This is a genomic window from Actinomadura sp. ATCC 39365 (assembly GCF_054392275.1).
This window is the reverse complement of sequence record NZ_CP184335.1, coordinates 3,026,114-3,041,251: the sequence shown is the minus strand read 5'-3', so window position 1 is coordinate 3,041,251 and position 15,138 is coordinate 3,026,114. Positions and strand designations below refer to the sequence as shown.

14 protein-coding genes are annotated in these 15,138 nt (G+C 73.1%); 6 read left to right on the top strand and 8 right to left on the bottom strand.

The window, feature by feature from the left end; all coding sequences use genetic code 11:
* Positions 1 to 24: 24 nt before the first annotated feature.
* From ACNF49_RS15220 to ACNF49_RS15210, 3 genes are read right to left on the bottom strand one after another with little or no spacing between them, the layout of a single operon-like run.
* Complete coding sequence (locus tag ACNF49_RS15220) at positions 25 to 912, bottom strand: carbohydrate ABC transporter permease (RefSeq protein WP_482944107.1); 888 nt, start codon at positions 910 to 912, stop codon at positions 25 to 27.
* Positions 909 to 1,868, bottom strand: a complete 960-nt coding sequence (locus ACNF49_RS15215) for a carbohydrate ABC transporter permease (protein WP_482944106.1) — start codon at positions 1,866 to 1,868, stop codon at positions 909 to 911. The genes ACNF49_RS15220 and ACNF49_RS15215 overlap by 4 nt, the downstream gene beginning before the upstream one ends.
* Positions 1,868 to 3,166, bottom strand: coding sequence for an ABC transporter substrate-binding protein (locus tag ACNF49_RS15210; RefSeq protein ID WP_357972460.1), 1,299 nt, complete (start codon positions 3,164 to 3,166; stop codon positions 1,868 to 1,870). Before ACNF49_RS15210 ends, ACNF49_RS15215 begins: the two co-directional genes overlap by 1 nt.
* A 155-nt stretch (positions 3,167 to 3,321) precedes the next feature.
* On the opposite strand from ACNF49_RS15210, the gene ACNF49_RS15205 reads away from it, so the two are divergent.
* Both ACNF49_RS15205 and ACNF49_RS15200 read left to right on the top strand, forming a co-directional pair.
* Positions 3,322 to 4,542: an ROK family protein gene (locus tag ACNF49_RS15205; RefSeq protein ID WP_482944105.1), complete on the top strand. Its 1,221-nt coding sequence runs from the start codon at positions 3,322 to 3,324 to the stop codon at positions 4,540 to 4,542.
* Between the two features lie 112 nt (positions 4,543 to 4,654).
* A complete protein-coding gene (locus tag ACNF49_RS15200) occupies positions 4,655 to 6,844 on the top strand; it encodes an alpha-L-fucosidase (RefSeq protein ID WP_498702473.1) in 2,190 nt (729 codons plus the stop codon).
* A gap of 47 nt (positions 6,845 to 6,891) precedes the next feature.
* On the opposite strand, the gene ACNF49_RS15195 is transcribed toward ACNF49_RS15200, so the two are convergent.
* Positions 6,892 to 8,430: an alpha/beta hydrolase gene (locus ACNF49_RS15195; RefSeq protein ID WP_482944103.1), complete on the bottom strand. Its 1,539-nt coding sequence runs from the start codon at positions 8,428 to 8,430 to the stop codon at positions 6,892 to 6,894.
* Between the two features lie 138 nt (positions 8,431 to 8,568).
* Between ACNF49_RS15195 and ACNF49_RS15190 the strand changes: the two genes are divergently transcribed.
* Together ACNF49_RS15190 and ACNF49_RS15185 are read left to right on the top strand one after the other, a co-directional pair.
* Positions 8,569 to 9,801 carry a sensor histidine kinase gene (locus tag ACNF49_RS15190; RefSeq protein WP_482944102.1) on the top strand — a complete coding sequence of 411 codons (1,233 nt, stop codon included), beginning with the start codon at positions 8,569 to 8,571 and terminating at the stop codon, positions 9,799 to 9,801.
* The gene (locus tag ACNF49_RS15185) at positions 9,789 to 10,475 is read left to right on the top strand and encodes a response regulator transcription factor (protein ID WP_357972475.1); all 687 of its coding nucleotides are present in this window, start codon (positions 9,789 to 9,791) and stop codon (positions 10,473 to 10,475) included. The genes ACNF49_RS15190 and ACNF49_RS15185 overlap by 13 nt, the downstream gene beginning before the upstream one ends.
* Before the next feature lie 35 nt (positions 10,476 to 10,510).
* Here ACNF49_RS15185 and ACNF49_RS15180 read toward each other — a convergent pair whose 3' ends face one another.
* Positions 10,511 to 11,218 carry an alpha/beta fold hydrolase gene (locus tag ACNF49_RS15180; protein WP_482944101.1) on the bottom strand — a complete coding sequence of 236 codons (708 nt, stop codon included), beginning with the start codon at positions 11,216 to 11,218 and terminating at the stop codon, positions 10,511 to 10,513.
* Positions 11,219 to 11,300: 82 nt separating this feature from the next.
* Here ACNF49_RS15180 and ACNF49_RS15175 point away from each other — a divergent pair, with 82 nt between their 5' ends.
* The gene (locus ACNF49_RS15175) at positions 11,301 to 12,248 is read left to right on the top strand and encodes a helix-turn-helix transcriptional regulator (RefSeq protein ID WP_357972481.1); all 948 of its coding nucleotides are present in this window, start codon (positions 11,301 to 11,303) and stop codon (positions 12,246 to 12,248) included.
* A gap of 137 nt (positions 12,249 to 12,385) precedes the next feature.
* Entirely contained in the window at positions 12,386 to 12,745 is a 360-nt protein-coding gene (locus ACNF49_RS15170; protein ID WP_482944100.1) for a hypothetical protein, read from the top strand.
* Between the two features lie 39 nt (positions 12,746 to 12,784).
* Here ACNF49_RS15170 and ACNF49_RS15165 read toward each other — a convergent pair whose 3' ends face one another.
* Genes ACNF49_RS15165 through ACNF49_RS15155 form a run of 3 tightly spaced genes read right to left on the bottom strand, consistent with a single transcriptional unit; the run spans position 12,785 to position 15,029 of the window.
* Positions 12,785 to 14,479 carry a SulP family inorganic anion transporter gene (locus ACNF49_RS15165; RefSeq protein WP_482944099.1) on the bottom strand — a complete coding sequence of 565 codons (1,695 nt, stop codon included), beginning with the start codon at positions 14,477 to 14,479 and terminating at the stop codon, positions 12,785 to 12,787.
* Positions 14,476 to 14,817 carry an ArsR/SmtB family transcription factor gene (locus tag ACNF49_RS15160; RefSeq protein WP_352327141.1) on the bottom strand — a complete coding sequence of 114 codons (342 nt, stop codon included), beginning with the start codon at positions 14,815 to 14,817 and terminating at the stop codon, positions 14,476 to 14,478. Before ACNF49_RS15160 ends, ACNF49_RS15165 begins: the two co-directional genes overlap by 4 nt.
* On the bottom strand, positions 14,817 to 15,029 hold the full coding sequence (locus ACNF49_RS15155) for a hypothetical protein (RefSeq protein ID WP_482944098.1): 213 nt from the start codon (positions 15,027 to 15,029) through the stop codon (positions 14,817 to 14,819). The genes ACNF49_RS15160 and ACNF49_RS15155 overlap by 1 nt, the downstream gene beginning before the upstream one ends.
* Positions 15,030 to 15,138 lie beyond the last annotated feature (109 nt).

Genomic DNA, 15,138 nt, shown 5'->3' with positions numbered 1-15,138 from the left:
CATCCGTTTCCGCGTGATTGCCGGTCATTTGCCGATGCCTTGCGTCATGCCGTTGACGATGCGGCGGCCGAACCAGAGGTAGATCGCGATCATGGGGAGCACGACGATGACGACGCCGGCGAAGAGCCCGCCCCAGTTCGAGGTGTATTGCATGTTGGAGTAGAAGTTGAGCAGCGCGACGTTCAGCGTCTGCATGCGCTGGTCGGGCACCAGCATCAGCACGATCACGGTCTCGTTCCACAGGCTGAGCACGTTCAGCACGGCCACGGTCGTGATGCCGGGCCTGGCGAGCGGGACCATGATCTGCCAGAACGTCCTGAACGGCGTAGCGCCGTCCAGGGCCGCGGCCTCCTCCAGTTCGCCGGGCAGCGACCGGAAGTAGCCGATGAGCACGAAGACGCTGAACGGCAGGCTCAGCACGACGTAGAAGAGCGCCACGGTGATGCGCGGATCCCAGGCCCCCGTGATCCAGTCGATCATGAACCGCGACAGGCCGGCGCTGATCAGCACCATCGGAACGGCGAACGCCTGGAACGGGATGCTCATGCCGACGGCGAAGAACGTCGCGACCGGCCCGCTCGACCGCCCGCCCAGCCGGGCCACCGCGTACGCGGCCGGGATGCCGAGCCCCATGATGAACGCGACCGAGACGGCCACCAGGACCACCGAGTTGAGCGTGGCGGCCCCGAGCCCCGAGGTCGACCAGGCGGTGGCGAAGTTCTCCCACATCCAGGTGCCGGGCAGCCCCACGGGGTCGGCGAAGATCGACCGCGAGGTCTTGACCGAGTTCAGCATGACCCACAGGACCATGGCCAGGTTGAGCAGCACCCAGAGCCAGAATCCGGCCCTGACCAGGAGGATCGCCGCGGAGCCGAAGGCGTCGGCCGGGCGTCGGCCCGCGGGGCCGGTCATGACCACTCCAGCCGGTCGCGCCGCTGGATGCGGCGGGACAGCACGATCAGCCCGACGGTGACGACCGTCATGACCACCCCGATGGCGGCCGCCTCACCGAGCTGGGCCAGGCCGCCGACGCGTCCGCCCGTGACCCGCAGGTACTGCTCGACGGCCAGGGTCCCGGCCTCCGGCGGCGGGGTGCCGGCCGTGCCGACGAAGGCGATGACGATCTCGAACGTCTTGATGCCGGCGATCGCCCAGAGGGCCGCGGCGGTCGCGATCATGTCGCGGGTCAGTGGCAGGGTGACGTACCTGAACTGCTGGATCAGGCCGGCGCCCTCGATGCGGGCCACCTCGTACAGGCTCGGGGGGATCCCGTCCACCGCGGACATCACCAGGACGACGTAGAAGCCGGCGGCGCTCCACACGACCCCGGCCGTGATCACCCGGAAGATGAGCTCGGGTCCGAGCCACGGCTGGCGCAGCGCGTCCAGCCCGGCCAGCCCGAGGACGCTGTTGACCATGCCGTTCGGGTTGAACAGGAACGAGACCGCGAGACCGACGGCGATCGGTGAGATCATGAACGGCAGGAAGACGGCCGACCGGATGAAGGCGCCGGCGCGGGCGGTGCGCAGCGCGACCATCGCGGCGACCGCGATCAGGAAGAGCGCCACCCCGACGACCAGCGTCAGCAGGACGGTGTTCAGGAACGACGACAGGAACATCCGGCTCGACAGGAGTTCGGCGTAATTGGCGAGGCCGGCCCAGGAGAACTCGGTGCCCAGCCCCGACCATTCGGCGAAACTGAGCACGACACCGAAGATCGACGGCACGACGAAGAAGATCAGGTAGGCGACCAGTGCCGGCAGCAGCAACGGCAGGTACAGCCGGCGGCGCTCGACGTGCAGGGCGCCACCGGCGGCCCGCACCCGCCCCCGCCGTGCCGCGGGCCGCGCCACGGTGTCCGCGACCATCAGTCGCCCAGCTCGGCGGTCTGCGCCTTGCCCTCGGCCAGGAACTTCCCGGCGTCGATCGACCCGCCGACGAGCTTGTCGTCGAGCGGGAGGAAGACGTCGTTGAACCACTTGGGCGCCACCGTGGCGACGCCGTCGAAGTCGAGGCTGACCGCCGTCGCGGTGCGGATCGACTCCTGGATCGAGGTGAGCTCCTCGGGGGCCGGGGAGTCGGAGCGCGAGGGGATGTTGTCGGCGTCGGTCGCGATCCGGTCGATGTACTTCTTCTGCATCGCGAACGCCAGGAAGTCGGAGACCGCCCGCCGGTTCGCCGACTTCGGGTTCACGCCCCAGCCGAGCGCGCCGATCGTGACCGCCGCGCCTTTCGAGGCGTCGACCGGCGGCAACGCGATGATCCGCGCCTTGACCGCCGGGGCGCGCAGCGAGGCCGTCTCGCTGCCGAGCCAGGTGCCGTTGAGGTTGAAGGTGTGGTCGCCGGCCGCCCAGGCGTTCTGCGCGTCGGGGAACTTCGTGGCCATGTGGTCGGGCTGGAAGAGCCCGGCCTTGACCAGCGATTCGAGCTCCGTCACGGCCCGCTTCACGTCGGGACGGTCCCAGGCGGCGGGGTCCTCGGCGAGCTGACGCAGCGTGCCGGGGCCCGCCGTCGAGAGCAGCAGCTGGTAGAGCCAGAACGCGTTGTAGGAGTTGACCGTGCCGTCGAGGGCGATCGGCCGGCGTCCCGCGGCCTTCTCCTTGCCCGCGAGGGCGAGGAAGTCCGCGAAGGTCCTGGGCGGCGTGGTGGCGAAGTCCGGGTGGCGGGCGGCGTCGTACCACAGGCCCACGGAGAAGACGCTGTGGGGCACGAACCCGTACCCCTTGTCGTCGCTGATCGCCTTCAGCACGCTCTTGGGCAGGACCTCCTCGATCGTGGCGTTCTCGCCGGGGATCCTGGTCCGGAAGACGTCCGACATGTCGCCGAGCGCGCCGGCGGCGCGGAACTCGGCGGTGTGGTCGATCGCCGTGTCGAAGAAGTCGGGCCCCTCGCCGGTCGCGATCGCGTTCTTGATCTGCTCTTCCTGGGCCTTGCCGAGCCACTGCACGTCGACCTTGACGCCGGTCTGCTTGGCGTAGTCGGCGATGACGCTCTCGAAGAGCGTGGCCTGCGGGGTGCCCTTGGCCCACTTCCCCCAGTAGACCAGGGGTTTCGCGGCCGAACCGGACGGGGCGGCGGAGGACTCGCCGCCTTGGAGCTTCGTGCCGCACGCGCTCAGGACGAGGAGCGCGCCGACGACGGCCGTGACACGGATGCCGTTGCGCATTGCTGTTCCCTTCTGGGGGCAGGCGTCTACGGAGTGCCGTGCGACGCGAGACGGGGCTGCGCTGCGCAATAATAAAGACAGTTTCTGTATTAATGGAAGAGCCTTGACCGTACTTCGTGCGTCATCCGGCGCCACGGGAATCGAGAGGGTTGTGGATGAGTGTGCTGATCGGACGTGAGCAGGGCCCGCTGCGCCGCGCCGGAGACCAGTCGCGGCTGCGGCGCCTGAACTCCCTGGCCGTGATCGAGGCGATCCGGCGGGAGCCGCTCACCATCCAGATGGTCGCCCAGGCCACGGGGCTCTCGAAGACCGCCGCGGACTCCGTCGTCGCCAACCTCGTCACGCTCGGCTGGGCCGCCCCGGTGGAGCCGCTGGCCCCGACCGGCGCCGGGCGGCCGGCCAGCCGCTACCGCTTCCGCGCCGAGGCGGCGGTGGTGGTCGGCATCGACATCGGCCAGCACACCACCAGGGCCGAGATCGCCGACCTGAACGGCGAGGTGCTGACCGCCGGGTCGGTCGCCTCGTCCGTCTCCGAGGCCCCCGGCGACCTCGTCGCCGCCGCCGTGCAGGTCGTCGACCGGCTGCTGGCCGAGCAGGGCCGCGGGCGGGCCGAGGCGTGGGCGATCGGCGTGGCCGTGCCCGCCGTGGTCTACCAGGACGTCATCACCAAGGGCGCGCACGGCTGGGCCGGCTTCAGCGTGCGCGCGGCGCTGGAACCGCACTTCGAGTGCCCGATCGCGGTGGAGAACGACTCGAACCTCGCCGCGTTCGCCGAGGCGTGGAAGGGCAGCGCCACCGACGCGACGTCGATGATCTACGTGCACTCGGGCAACCGCACGGGGGCGGGGCTCGTGCTGAACGGCATGGTTGTCCGCGGCGCGAACGGCGCGGCCGGCGAGATCGGCGCGCTGCCGCACGTCGGCTGGGAGCACGCCCAGGAGTTCCTGCACGACGTGCGGCTCGCCGACGGGCGGCGGCTCAACCGCGAGGAGGTGTTCGCCGCCGCGGCCGACGGCGAGGCGGCGGCCGTACAGGCGGTCGACCGGTTCAGCGGGGAGATCGCGATCGGCATCGCCGCGCTCGTGCTCGCGATCGACCCCGAGATCGTGGTGGTCGGCGGCGGCAACGCGCGCGCCGGCGACACCTTCCTGGAGCCGCTCCGCCGGCACGTCGAGGCCCTGTGCACGGTACGCCCGGCGCCGCCGATCGTCACCTCGGCGCTGAAGGAACGCGGATCGATCACCGGCGCGGCCGGGCTCGCCGCCAACACCGTCCTGGAGCAGCTCTACGCGGCGGCCTCCGGCGGGCAGACCCTGTCCAGCACCGACGTCCCGCCGTGGCGCTGGAGCGCGGCGGCGGGTGGGGCCCAGGCGTAGCGCCTTCCCGCCCTTCCGGAACAGACATCGGATGAATCGTCGCACAACCCTTGCCGACGGAACAGAGATCGGGCTACCTTTCGTCCAATCTCTCCCCCGCCTTGGAGTGGACATGGCTCGCTTACGTCGCCTTCTTGCCGTCTCCCTGCTCAGTGTCATCGGATGTCTTCCCGCTCCCGCTCAGGCCGCGACGGACGGCCCCTACGAGCCGACCGTCGAATCCCTGAACAGTCACCCGACCCCTAAGTGGTTCAACAACGACAAGTTCGGCATCTTCCTCCATTGGGGGGCGTACTCCGTCCCGGCCTGGGGCCCGCGCGGCAGTTACGCCGAGTGGTACTGGTACTACATGAACTCCCCCGGTAACGCGACCAACAGCTACCACCGGGACACCTACGGGCCGGACTTCGCCTACGACCGCTTCGCCGAGCAGTGGAAGGCCGAGAAGTTCGACGCCGCCGACTGGGTCAAGCTCTTCAACGACGCCGGGGCCAAGTACTTCGTCCTCACCTCCAAGCACCACGAGGGCGTCGCCCTGTGGGACAGCAAGGTGAGCGAGCGCGACACCATGGCGCTGGGTCCGAAGCGTGACCTGGCCAAGGAGCTGTTCACCGCGGCCCGCGCCGACGGGAAGCTGCGCGCGGGCTTCTACTACTCGCTCATGGAGTGGTACAACCCGCTGTTCACCGGCCGCCCGGCGACCAACCCGTACACCGGTCAGCCGGTGCCCTACACCGGGGCTCCGCAGAGCGGCGACTACGTCAAGGACTACATGCTCCCGCAGATGCGCGAGCTGATCGACGGCTACGACCCCGACATCCTGTGGTGCGACGGCCAGTGGGACCGCTCGGCCGCCCAGTGGCAGACCGCGGGGGTGATCGCCGACTACTACAACCAGGCGGCCAAGAAGGGCAAGGAGGTGGCGGTCGCCAACCGGTGCAAGATCGAGAGCGGCGCGCTGGAGAGCCACGAGCTGGACTTCCAGACGCCCGAGTACTCCGTCAAGCCGGACATCGACCCCGTCAAGTGGGAGGCCAGCCGCGGCATCGCGCACTCCTACGGCTACAACCAGAACGAGCCCATCGAGGACTACCTGACCTCCGACCAGCTCGTGGACTCCTTCGTGGACATCGTCAGCAAGAACGGCAACCTGCTGCTGGACGTGGGCCCGAAGGCCGACGGCACCATCCCTGACGTGCAGCGGGAACGGCTGCTGGACATGGGCTCCTGGCTGAAGGTCAACGGCGAGGCCATGTACGGCACCACGTACTGGACGCGCGCCGAGGAGAAGGGCGGCCCGGACGACGTCCGGTACACCGCCAAGGACGGCGTCCTCTACGCGACCGCGCTGAAGTGGCCGGGCGAGCGGCTCACGCTGGGCGCGGACGTGCCGGTGGGCCCCGGGACGCGGATCACGCTGCTCGGCTCCGACGCCGGCCCGCTGCCGTGGCAGCGCGACGAGCAGGGCCGGGTGGTCGTCACCACGCCCGCCGAGACCGGGCAGTACGCCTACTCGTTCAAGATCGAGACGCCCGGCGTGTCGGCCCTGCCGCGCTTCGGCACGGACCTGCCCGAGCACGTGCAGGCCGGTGAGAGCCTCACCGGCAAGGTGACCGTCACCAACCCCGGCTCCACGCCGCTGCGCGCGGCCTCGCTGACCCTCACCGCGCCCGCCGGCTGGACGGTGACCCCGGCGAGCACCCGGATCGGCCACCTGGCCGCCGGGGCCGCCGTCGAGGTGCCCGTCACCGTGACCGTGCCGCCCGGGGCCGAGCCCGCCGCGCTGGGGATCCAGGCGACGCTCAGGTCCGGACGGCTGCGCGCGCCGTACCGGATCCCCGTCTCGGTGGTCCTGCCGAACCTGGCCGAGGGCAAACCGGCCACCCAGCAGAGCACCGGCTACGACGCCCCGGCCGGACGGGCCGTGGACGGCAACACCGACGGCGGCTTCTGGAACGGCTCGGTCACCCACACCCAGGAACCGGCCAGGGAAGCCTGGTGGCAGGTCGATCTGGGGGCCTCGGCCGCCCTGGACAGCGTGGAGATCTGGAACCGCACCGACTGCTGCGCCGACCGGTTGCGGGACTACTGGGTGATGTCCTCCGAGCAGCCGATCACCGCCGACGGCCTGGAGGCGGCCCGCACTTCCCCGGGTGTGACCGCCGTGCACGTGCAGGAACAGGCCGGCCGGCCCAGCACGGTCAAGCTGCCCGCCGGCACCACCGGCCGGCACGTGCGCATCCAGCTCTCCTCCGGCACCGACCCGCTCGCCCTGGCGGAGGTACGGGTGAGAGGCCGCTAGCGCGGGCGCCGATCCCGGCCTGCCCGCCCGTGGGCGGGCCGGGACGGTCAGGGGCGGCAGGTCTGGTCGGCGGCGGGGAGTGCGCCGGTGGCCAGGTAGGCGTTGACCTTGGCGTCCACGCAGGCGTTGCCGTACTCGCCGTAGATCCCGTGGGCGATGGCGCCGCGCAGGGTGAGCAGGCGGGAGCCGGTCAGCGCCCGGTGCATGGCCTTGCTGCCCTCGTAGGTGGTGGCGGTGTCGCCGGTGGCCGACACGATCAGCGCGGGGGTGGGGTTGGCGACGTGCGTGAGCCGCTCGCGCGGCGGGTCCGGCCAGAAGGCGCAGGGCCAGATGTTGTTCTTGACCGGGCCGAAGAGCGGGTGGCGCGCCCGGCTGCGCTGGACGTCGTCCCAGTAGACGTCGGGGTCGCCCGGCGCGGCCCGGTCGCCGCAGGTGATCGCGGCGGCCGGACTCGCGAACGGCGAACCGGCGCTGGTCAGGACGAAAGCGAGGAATCCGGCGAACTCGGCGCCGGGTTCGGCCGGGCGGCCGTGCGCGGCCTCGTTCAGGGTCCGGACGGTGGCGGCGAACTCGGCTCGGGCCTCGGGACGGTCACTGGCGGAGCCGACGGAGAGCAGGTACGGAACCGCCTGGTCGTCCACCTCGTACGTGCCGACGCGCAGCGGGCGTTCCTCCGCGGCGGCGACGATCGTGTCCACGGTGGCGAGCACGCGGGCGGGGGTGGCGCCGAGCCCGTAGGCGGCGTGGCGTCCGGCGGCCCAGGCTGCCCAGGCGCGCAGCGCGCGGTCCGCCTCGTCCTCACTGCCCTGCATCGCCCGGGGGCCCCACTTGTCCGGGTTGCCCGCGCTGTCCAGGACCATCCGGTCGGTACGGCCGGGGAACATCTGGGTGTAGACCGCGCCCAGGTAACTGCCGTAGGAGTAGCCGAGGAAGGAGATCCGGCGCTCCCCCAGCGCGCGGCGCACGAGGTCGATGTCGCGGGCCGTGTCGCGGGTGTTGGCGTACGGGAGCACGTCGGCGTGCCGCCGGGCGCAGCGTTCGGCCAGGTCGCGCTGCACCGCCACCTGGTGGTCGAACCGGGCGCGGGTCGAGCCGGCCGAGCGCAGCCACAGGCCGATGGGCCAGCCGCAGTCGAGCGGCGTGCTGCGCCCGACGAAACGCGGGTCCAGGCCGATGATGTCGTACCGGGCGGCGACGTCCTTCATGGCCGCGCGCGTCCGCAGGGGCATGCCGAGCGTGCTCTCGCCGGGGCCGCCGCTGTTGAGCACCAGGGTGCCGATGCGATGGGCGCGGTCGGTCGCCGGGATGCGGGACAGCGCGAGCTTGATGGTGCGGCCGCCCGGCCTGGAGTGGTCGAGCGGGACGGCGAGCTCCGCGCAGCGCCCGCCCGCCCGGTCGAGCTGCCCGCCGACGGCGTCGTCCGGGCCCAGGGAGCAGCGTTTCCAGTCGAGCGCCGGAGGTTTCCGGCCGGTCGCCACGGACGCGCCGGCGTCGGCCCCGGCCGGGGGCGCGACGGCGACGGACAGGGCGATCAGGGCGAGGGCCGGGACCAGACGGCCGAGCGGCCGCACACGTGTCGGTTTCATGGCCGGGGACGCTATTCCGGCCGGACGCCCGGCACGATACAGCCGGCCGCAGGCCCTTGGTACAGCCCGCTGTAGTGTCCGGCCGCGGACGGTGCCGGGATACTGGTGCCCCGGTACGCAGGTCAGGAGGAGGTGCGCATGCGTGACCGTGCCTTCCCCGGCCCGATCTCCCGGTTGTTCTCCGGCTCGGCCTCCCTGTTGTCGTCCGGCTCGCTCTCCCGGTCGTTCTCCGGCTCGGTCTATCTGCTGGGCACGCTGGCCACCGCCGTGGCCACGGCGCTCGTGCTCCCGGTGCTGCTCGCGCCGGCCGCGGGGCGGGGCTGGGCGGGCTGGCACCGCCGGCGGGCCGGCCGGCTGCTCGGCGTCCCGGCCGGCGGGGTGCCGGGCGGGCGGCGGGATCTCGCCTGGGCGCTCGCGCACGTCGCCACCGGGTTCCCGCTCGGGCTGGCCGCCCTGCTGTGCCTGGGCAACATCGTGGTCGCCGCGGTGGCGATGGTTCTGTGGCAGGCGTTCCCGGCGGACACGCGTCCCACGCTGTTCTCGTTCTTCGACGTCCCCGTGGACGACTGGGTGACCGCGCTGGCCGGAGGGGCGGCGCAGATCGCCGTCCTCGGCGCGGCGGCCTGGTGGGGGCTGCCCGCGCTGGCGCGGCTGCACGCGCGGCTGTGCCTGGCGCTGCTCGCGCCGTCGGCCCGCGAGCGGCTCACCGAGCGGGTCGACGTGCTGACCAGGAGCCGGGTCGGCGTGGTCGACGCCCACGGCGCGGAGCTCCAGCGCATCGAACGCGACCTGCACGACGGGACGCAGGCCCGCCTGGTGACCATCGCCATGCATCTGGGCCTGGCCCGCGAGTCGCTCGCCGACGACCCGGACACGGTCGCCCTGCTGCTCCAGGAGGCGCACGAGACGACGGAGGAGGCGATGGCCGAGTTGCGCGCGGTGCTCCAGACGATCTACCCGCCGATCCTGGCCGACCGCGGGCTCGACGGCGCGCTGACGGCGCTGGCCGCCCGGTCGAGCGTGCCGGTCCACATCGAGCTCGCCGGCCTGGGCGCGCTGCCGCCGTCCGTGGAGACGGTGGCCTACTACGTGATCGCCGAGGCGCTGACGAACGTGACCAAGCACGCCGCCGCCACGCGGGCGTCCCTGCGGATCGAGCGCGCCGGCGACGTGCTGTCCATCGAGGTCACCGACGACGGCAGGGGCGGCGCCGACGAGGCGCGCGGCACCGGGATCCCCGGGATGCGCCGGCGGGTCACCGCCCTCGACGGCACGCTGCGCCTCGACAGCCCGCCGGGCGGCCCCACCACGCTCGCCGTCCGGATGCCGTGCGCATCGGGATCGTCGAAGGAGGTCCCGTGCGGGTCGTGATCGCCGAGGACAACGTCCTGCTGGCCAGCGGGCTGAAGCTGCTGCTGGCGGCCAAGGGCTGCGAGGTCGTCGCGGTCGTCGGCGACGGCGAGGCGTTCCTGCGCGCCGTCGCCGAGCACCGCCCCGACATCGCCATCGTCGACGTGCGGCTGCCGCCGTCTTTCCGCGACGAGGGCATCCACGCCGCGCTGCGGGCCCGCCGCGAGCACGGCGCGCTGCCGATCCTGGTGCTCTCGCAGTACGTCGAGCGCGAGTACGCCGGCGAGCTGCTCGCCGACGGCCGCGGCGGCATCGGCTACCTGCTCAAGGACCGCATCGGCCGGGTGGCCGAGTTCGTCGACGCCCTGCGGCGGGTCGCGGCCGGCGGCACCGCGATGGACCCGGAAGTGGTCGCCCAGCTCTTCGCGCGCCGCGCCGACGACCCCCTCGCCGCGCTCACCGCCCGCGAGCGGGAGTCCCTGGCCCTCATGGCGCAGGGGCACGACAACGCCACCATCGCCGAGCGCATGCGCATCTCCGACAACGCCGTCCACAAGCACATCGGCAACGTCTTCGCCAAGCTCGGCCTGGCGCCGGACGACTCCGGCCACCGCCGCGTCCGCGCCGTGCTCGCCTACCTGGACGGCACGCCGCGCCCGCCCGAGCAGGCCCCCGTCCGCGGGAACCCGCGCTGACCCCACCCCTTCCGGCGGAAACGCCCGCGCGGACGTCAGAGCAGCGCGGCGAGCTCGGCCGGCCGCGAGAACATCGGCCAGTGGCCGGTCGGCAGCTCGGCGAACGTCCACTCGGGCGCGCCGAGCGCGGCGAACACCGGGTTCCCCGAGGCGATCAGCTCGCGGATCACCGCCACCGGCGTGGTCGAGGCGACCATGGTCTTCGGCGTCGCCGGGATCCGCTCCGGCCGCTGCGCCGGCTGCACGGCCGCGCCCCACGGCTGGGGCGTCGCCCTCGCGCGGATCTGCTCCCAGCGTTCCTCGGTCAGGCCCGCGAACCTGCCCTGCCCCTGCTCGTAGGCGGGCACGTCGAGCGCGTGGCCGTCCCCGACCTGGGCGCGCCAGGCCTTCTGGGTGTCCTCGTCGTTGAAGTCGATCACCGCCGCCCCGGACGGCAGCGGCCCGGCGTCCACGTAGACGACCCGGCTGAGCCGCTCGGGATGCCGGTCGGCGACCGCGGTCACCGGGACGCTCGCCCCGCTGTGCCCGACCAGGACGACCTCGTCCCATCCGTCCATCGCCGCCAGGATGTCGGCGACATGTGTCTCCACGCCGACCTCCGGCGACAGCTCGGCGGCCCGCTCCGCCACCCCCGTCAGGGTGACCGCCCGCACCTGGTGCCCGGCGGCGCGCAGTTCGTCCGCCACCTCGTCCCAGGCCCAGGCGCCGAGCCAGAATCCGGGCACCAGCACGTAGTTCGCCATCTCGTCGTCCTTCCAAGTGAACCGATGTCGCTACGCTAAGGCCGAAAGCGGACAGAAACCGCCCGGATTAAGAGGGTGACCTGTGTCATATCCGGCGACCCGGATGCTGGCGATGCTCGAACTGCTCCAGGCCCACCACGGGCTGGGCGGCCGCGACCTCGCCCAGCGGCTCGGCGTGGACGAACGGACCGTCCGCCGTTACGCCGCCCGGCTCGCCGACCTGGGCATCCCGGTCGCCGCCGAGCGCGGCCGGTACGGCGGCTACCGGCTGATGCCCGGCTACAAGCTGCCGCCGCTGATGCTCACCGACGACGAGGCCACCGCCGTGGTCCTCGGCCTGCTCGCCGGACGCCGCCTGGGCCTGGCCGCCGAGGCCACCGAGGCCGCCCTGGCCAAGATCCGGCGGGTGCTGCCGGCCACGCTGCGGCAGCAGGCCGGCGCGCTGGAGGAGACCCTCGACTTCACCCTCGCCGCCCGCGCCGCGCGGACCCCCGCCGGCCGGGCCGTGCTGACCCTGGCCGCCGCGATCCGCGACCGCCGCCGGGTCACGCTGGGCTACCGCTCCTGGAAGGGCTCCACCACCGAACGCGAACTGGACGGCCACGGCCTGGTCTTCCACTCAGGCCGCTGGTACGTGACCGGCCTCGACCACCTGTCCGGCGAGCTGCGCACCTTCCGCCTCGACCGGATCTCCTCGGTCGTCCCCGGGACGGCCTCCTACGAGATCCCCGCGGAGTCCGACCCGGTGCGGCAGGTCACCGCGTCGCTGGCCCGGGTGCCGTACGCGCACCTCGTCGAGGTCGTGCTGCGCGTGCCCCTCGCCGAGGCGGCCCGTCGCGTCCCGCCGTCGGTGGCCACGCTCACCGAGACCCCGGACGGTGTCCTGCTGCGGATGCGCGCCGAGTCCCTGGACGGCATGGCCGCCATGCTCGCCGGGCTCGGCTTCCCGTTCACGATCCTGTCTCCGCCGGAGCTGCGCACTGCCGTCCGCCGGCTGGCCCAGGGCCTGCTGGACCAGACTCCCGAATGAGGCCGGGCGGGCGGGACCGGGCGGATGCCAGACGAGTCCGTCCGGGTCCGTCCGACCTGCTGTTGGACACCCCGGCCCGGCCGGTTGCGTGGGGTGCGAGGCGGCCGACCGGGCCGCCCGCAGCGAAGGAGAGACCCGTGAACGCATCCAGCGCACCGCGCCCCGGGACCAGTAAGGTCATGGCGGCCCTCGCCGCCACCGCACTCGCCGCCGGGCTCGGCCCGGCCGCCCTCGCCACGACCGCGTCGCCCGCCCAGGCGGCCCCCGCGACCGGCCAGCCGGGCCTGGACCGCCTGCACGCGTACTGCCAGAGCCTGGGCCACCTCAACTCGGTGGCCCAGAATCCGAAGTCGGTCTGGAGCTGGCGCTGCGTCGGCGTGGACGGCACCATGCACGGCATCAACATGCACGACGCGTGCCGCTGGCAGCACGGCGCGGCCCTGTCCCACGCCGCCTTCCACGACGAGCACAACGCCTTCTCCTGGTACTGCTACTGATCGCGGCACCACACCGGCCCGCCCGCCTTCGGTCGGTGGTCAGGCGATGGGGGCGGGCAGGACGCCGGTGCGGTGGAGATGGTGGCGGGCCGCCGCGATGGCCTCCGGCGTCGAGGCGAACACCTGACCGGCCTCGTCCAGGCGGGCGATCGCGCCCAGGGCGCGCAGCGGCCGGTGGTGGCCGTCCCGGATGCCGGAGACGTACACGGTGATGCCGCGTCGTTCCAGGCGGGCGATGGCGTCGCCGAGCACCAGGGCGCCGCTGGCGTCGATCGTGGTGATGCGGGACATGCGCAGGATCACCACCGAGACGTCGGCGACCTCCGACAGCTCCAGCAGGAAGCGGTGCGCCGCGGCGAAGAACAGCGGCCCGTCCAGCCGGTAGGCGACGATGTGCTCGGCCAGCAGCTCGTGCTCCTCGGCGCCGTGGTCGCCGGGCAGGTCGGGCTGCAGGGGCACGGTGTCCAGGCGTACGTTCCTCGCGATGGCGCGCAGCGCGAGCGCCCCGGCCACGACCAGGCCGAGGATGACGGCGGTGACCAGGTCGAGGACGAGGGTCGCGACCGCGGTCGAGGCCAGGACGACGGCGTCGGCCCGGGTGGAGCGCAGCATCGACGTCACCGAGCCGACCTCGACCATCCGCGCCGCGGTGGCCAGCAGCACCCCCGCCAGGGCCGCCAGCGGGATGCGGGCGACCAGGTCGGCGGCGGTGAACACGATGACGCCGAGGATCGCGGCGTGCGCGAGCGCGGCCAGCCGGGAGGCCGCGCCCGCGCGCACGTTGACGGCGGTGCGGGCGATCGCGCCGGTGGCCGGGACGCCGCCGAACAGCGGGGCGACCAGGTTGGCGATGCCCTGGCCGAACAGTTCGCGGTCGGGGTCGTGCCGATGGTTGACGCTCATGCCGTCGGCGACGGCGGCCGACAACAACGATTCCAGCGCCGCCAGCGCGGCCACGGCAAACGCGGGGGCGACGAGGGAGCTGAGCGCGGCGACGTCCAGGAACTCCAGGGACGGGGCGGGCAGCCCCGCGGGCAGGGCGTCGATGCGCGTCACCGGCAGCCTCGCCAGCTCCGCGACGAGCGTGGCGGCGGCGACGGCCAGCAGCGAGAACGGCACGGCGGGCCGCCGGCGTCCGCCGACCAGGATCAGCGCCGCGACCGCCGCGGTCATGGCGAGGGCGGCCCAGTCGGGACGGACGGCGAAGTCGCGTACCGCCTGCCAGGCCACGGCCAGCACCTTGTCGCCCTCAGGCGTGGGCACGCCGAGCGCGGCGGGCACCTGCTGCATGCCGATCACACAGGCGATGCCCAGGGTGAACCCCTCCACCACCGGCGCGGGCACCAGCATCATGAACCGGCCCGCCCGGGCCAGGGCCAGGCCGAGCAGCAGCAGCCCGGCCAGCACCCCCACCGTCAGCACGCCGGTGGCGCCGTGCGCGTGCATGATCGGGACGAGCACCACCGTCATCGCCCCGGTCGGCCCGGACACCTGCAGGGCCGAGCCGCCGAAGACGGCGGCCAGCGCGCCGGCCACCACCGCGGTGGCCAGCCCCGCCTGCGCGCCCAGCCCGCTGGAGATGCCGAAGCCGAGCGCGAGCGGCAGCGCCACGATGGCCACCGTCAGCCCGGCCAGCAGGTCGCGGCGCGGATGACGGCCGAACGCGGCCAGATCGGCCCGGCCGGGCAGGAGGGGGCGCAGACGGGCCCAGCCCGTCCGGAGCACTGAGGTCACCGTTCGCCGGCCTCCGACTCGAGCAGCTCGTTCAGCAATGCGTGCCGGCCGGAGAGCTTGGCCTGCAGCAGGTGGCGGGCGGCGCGCAGCAGCTCCGCCACGTCGCCGCCGGACAGCGCGTACACGACGGTCGATCCGTCGCGGCGGGCGGTGACCAGCTCCGAGCGGCGCAGCACGGCCAGATGTTGCGACAGGCCGGTCGGTTCCACCTCGATCTCGGCCAGCAGGTCGCGCACCGGCATCGGGCCGTCCTGGAGCAGCTCCAGCACGCGGATCCGCACCGGATGTCCGAGCAGCCGGAACAGCTCGGCCTTGGCCTCGTACAGGGGGACGGACATCAGGGCGATTCCCTTCCCGTCGGGGCCTCGCGGGCCGGGCCGGGGCTCCGGCCGGTGTGCACGCCGTGCGCGCGGGCCATCCGCAGCACCTCGTCCAGTCCGCCGGCGGCGGCCAGCGCGGCGTCGGCGTCGCCGTCCTCCTCGGCCGCGCGCAGCGCACCGGCCGCCTCATCCACCCGGCGCCGGATGGCCGCAGCGAACGCCTCGCTCACACTGTCCCTCGCCTTCACGCCTGCCTTGACGAGATAAGTGTTAAACGAATTGCGAAAATTCGCAACTTCTATATTGCCGGAGGCGAGCGCGGCTACCAGGCCACCGCCT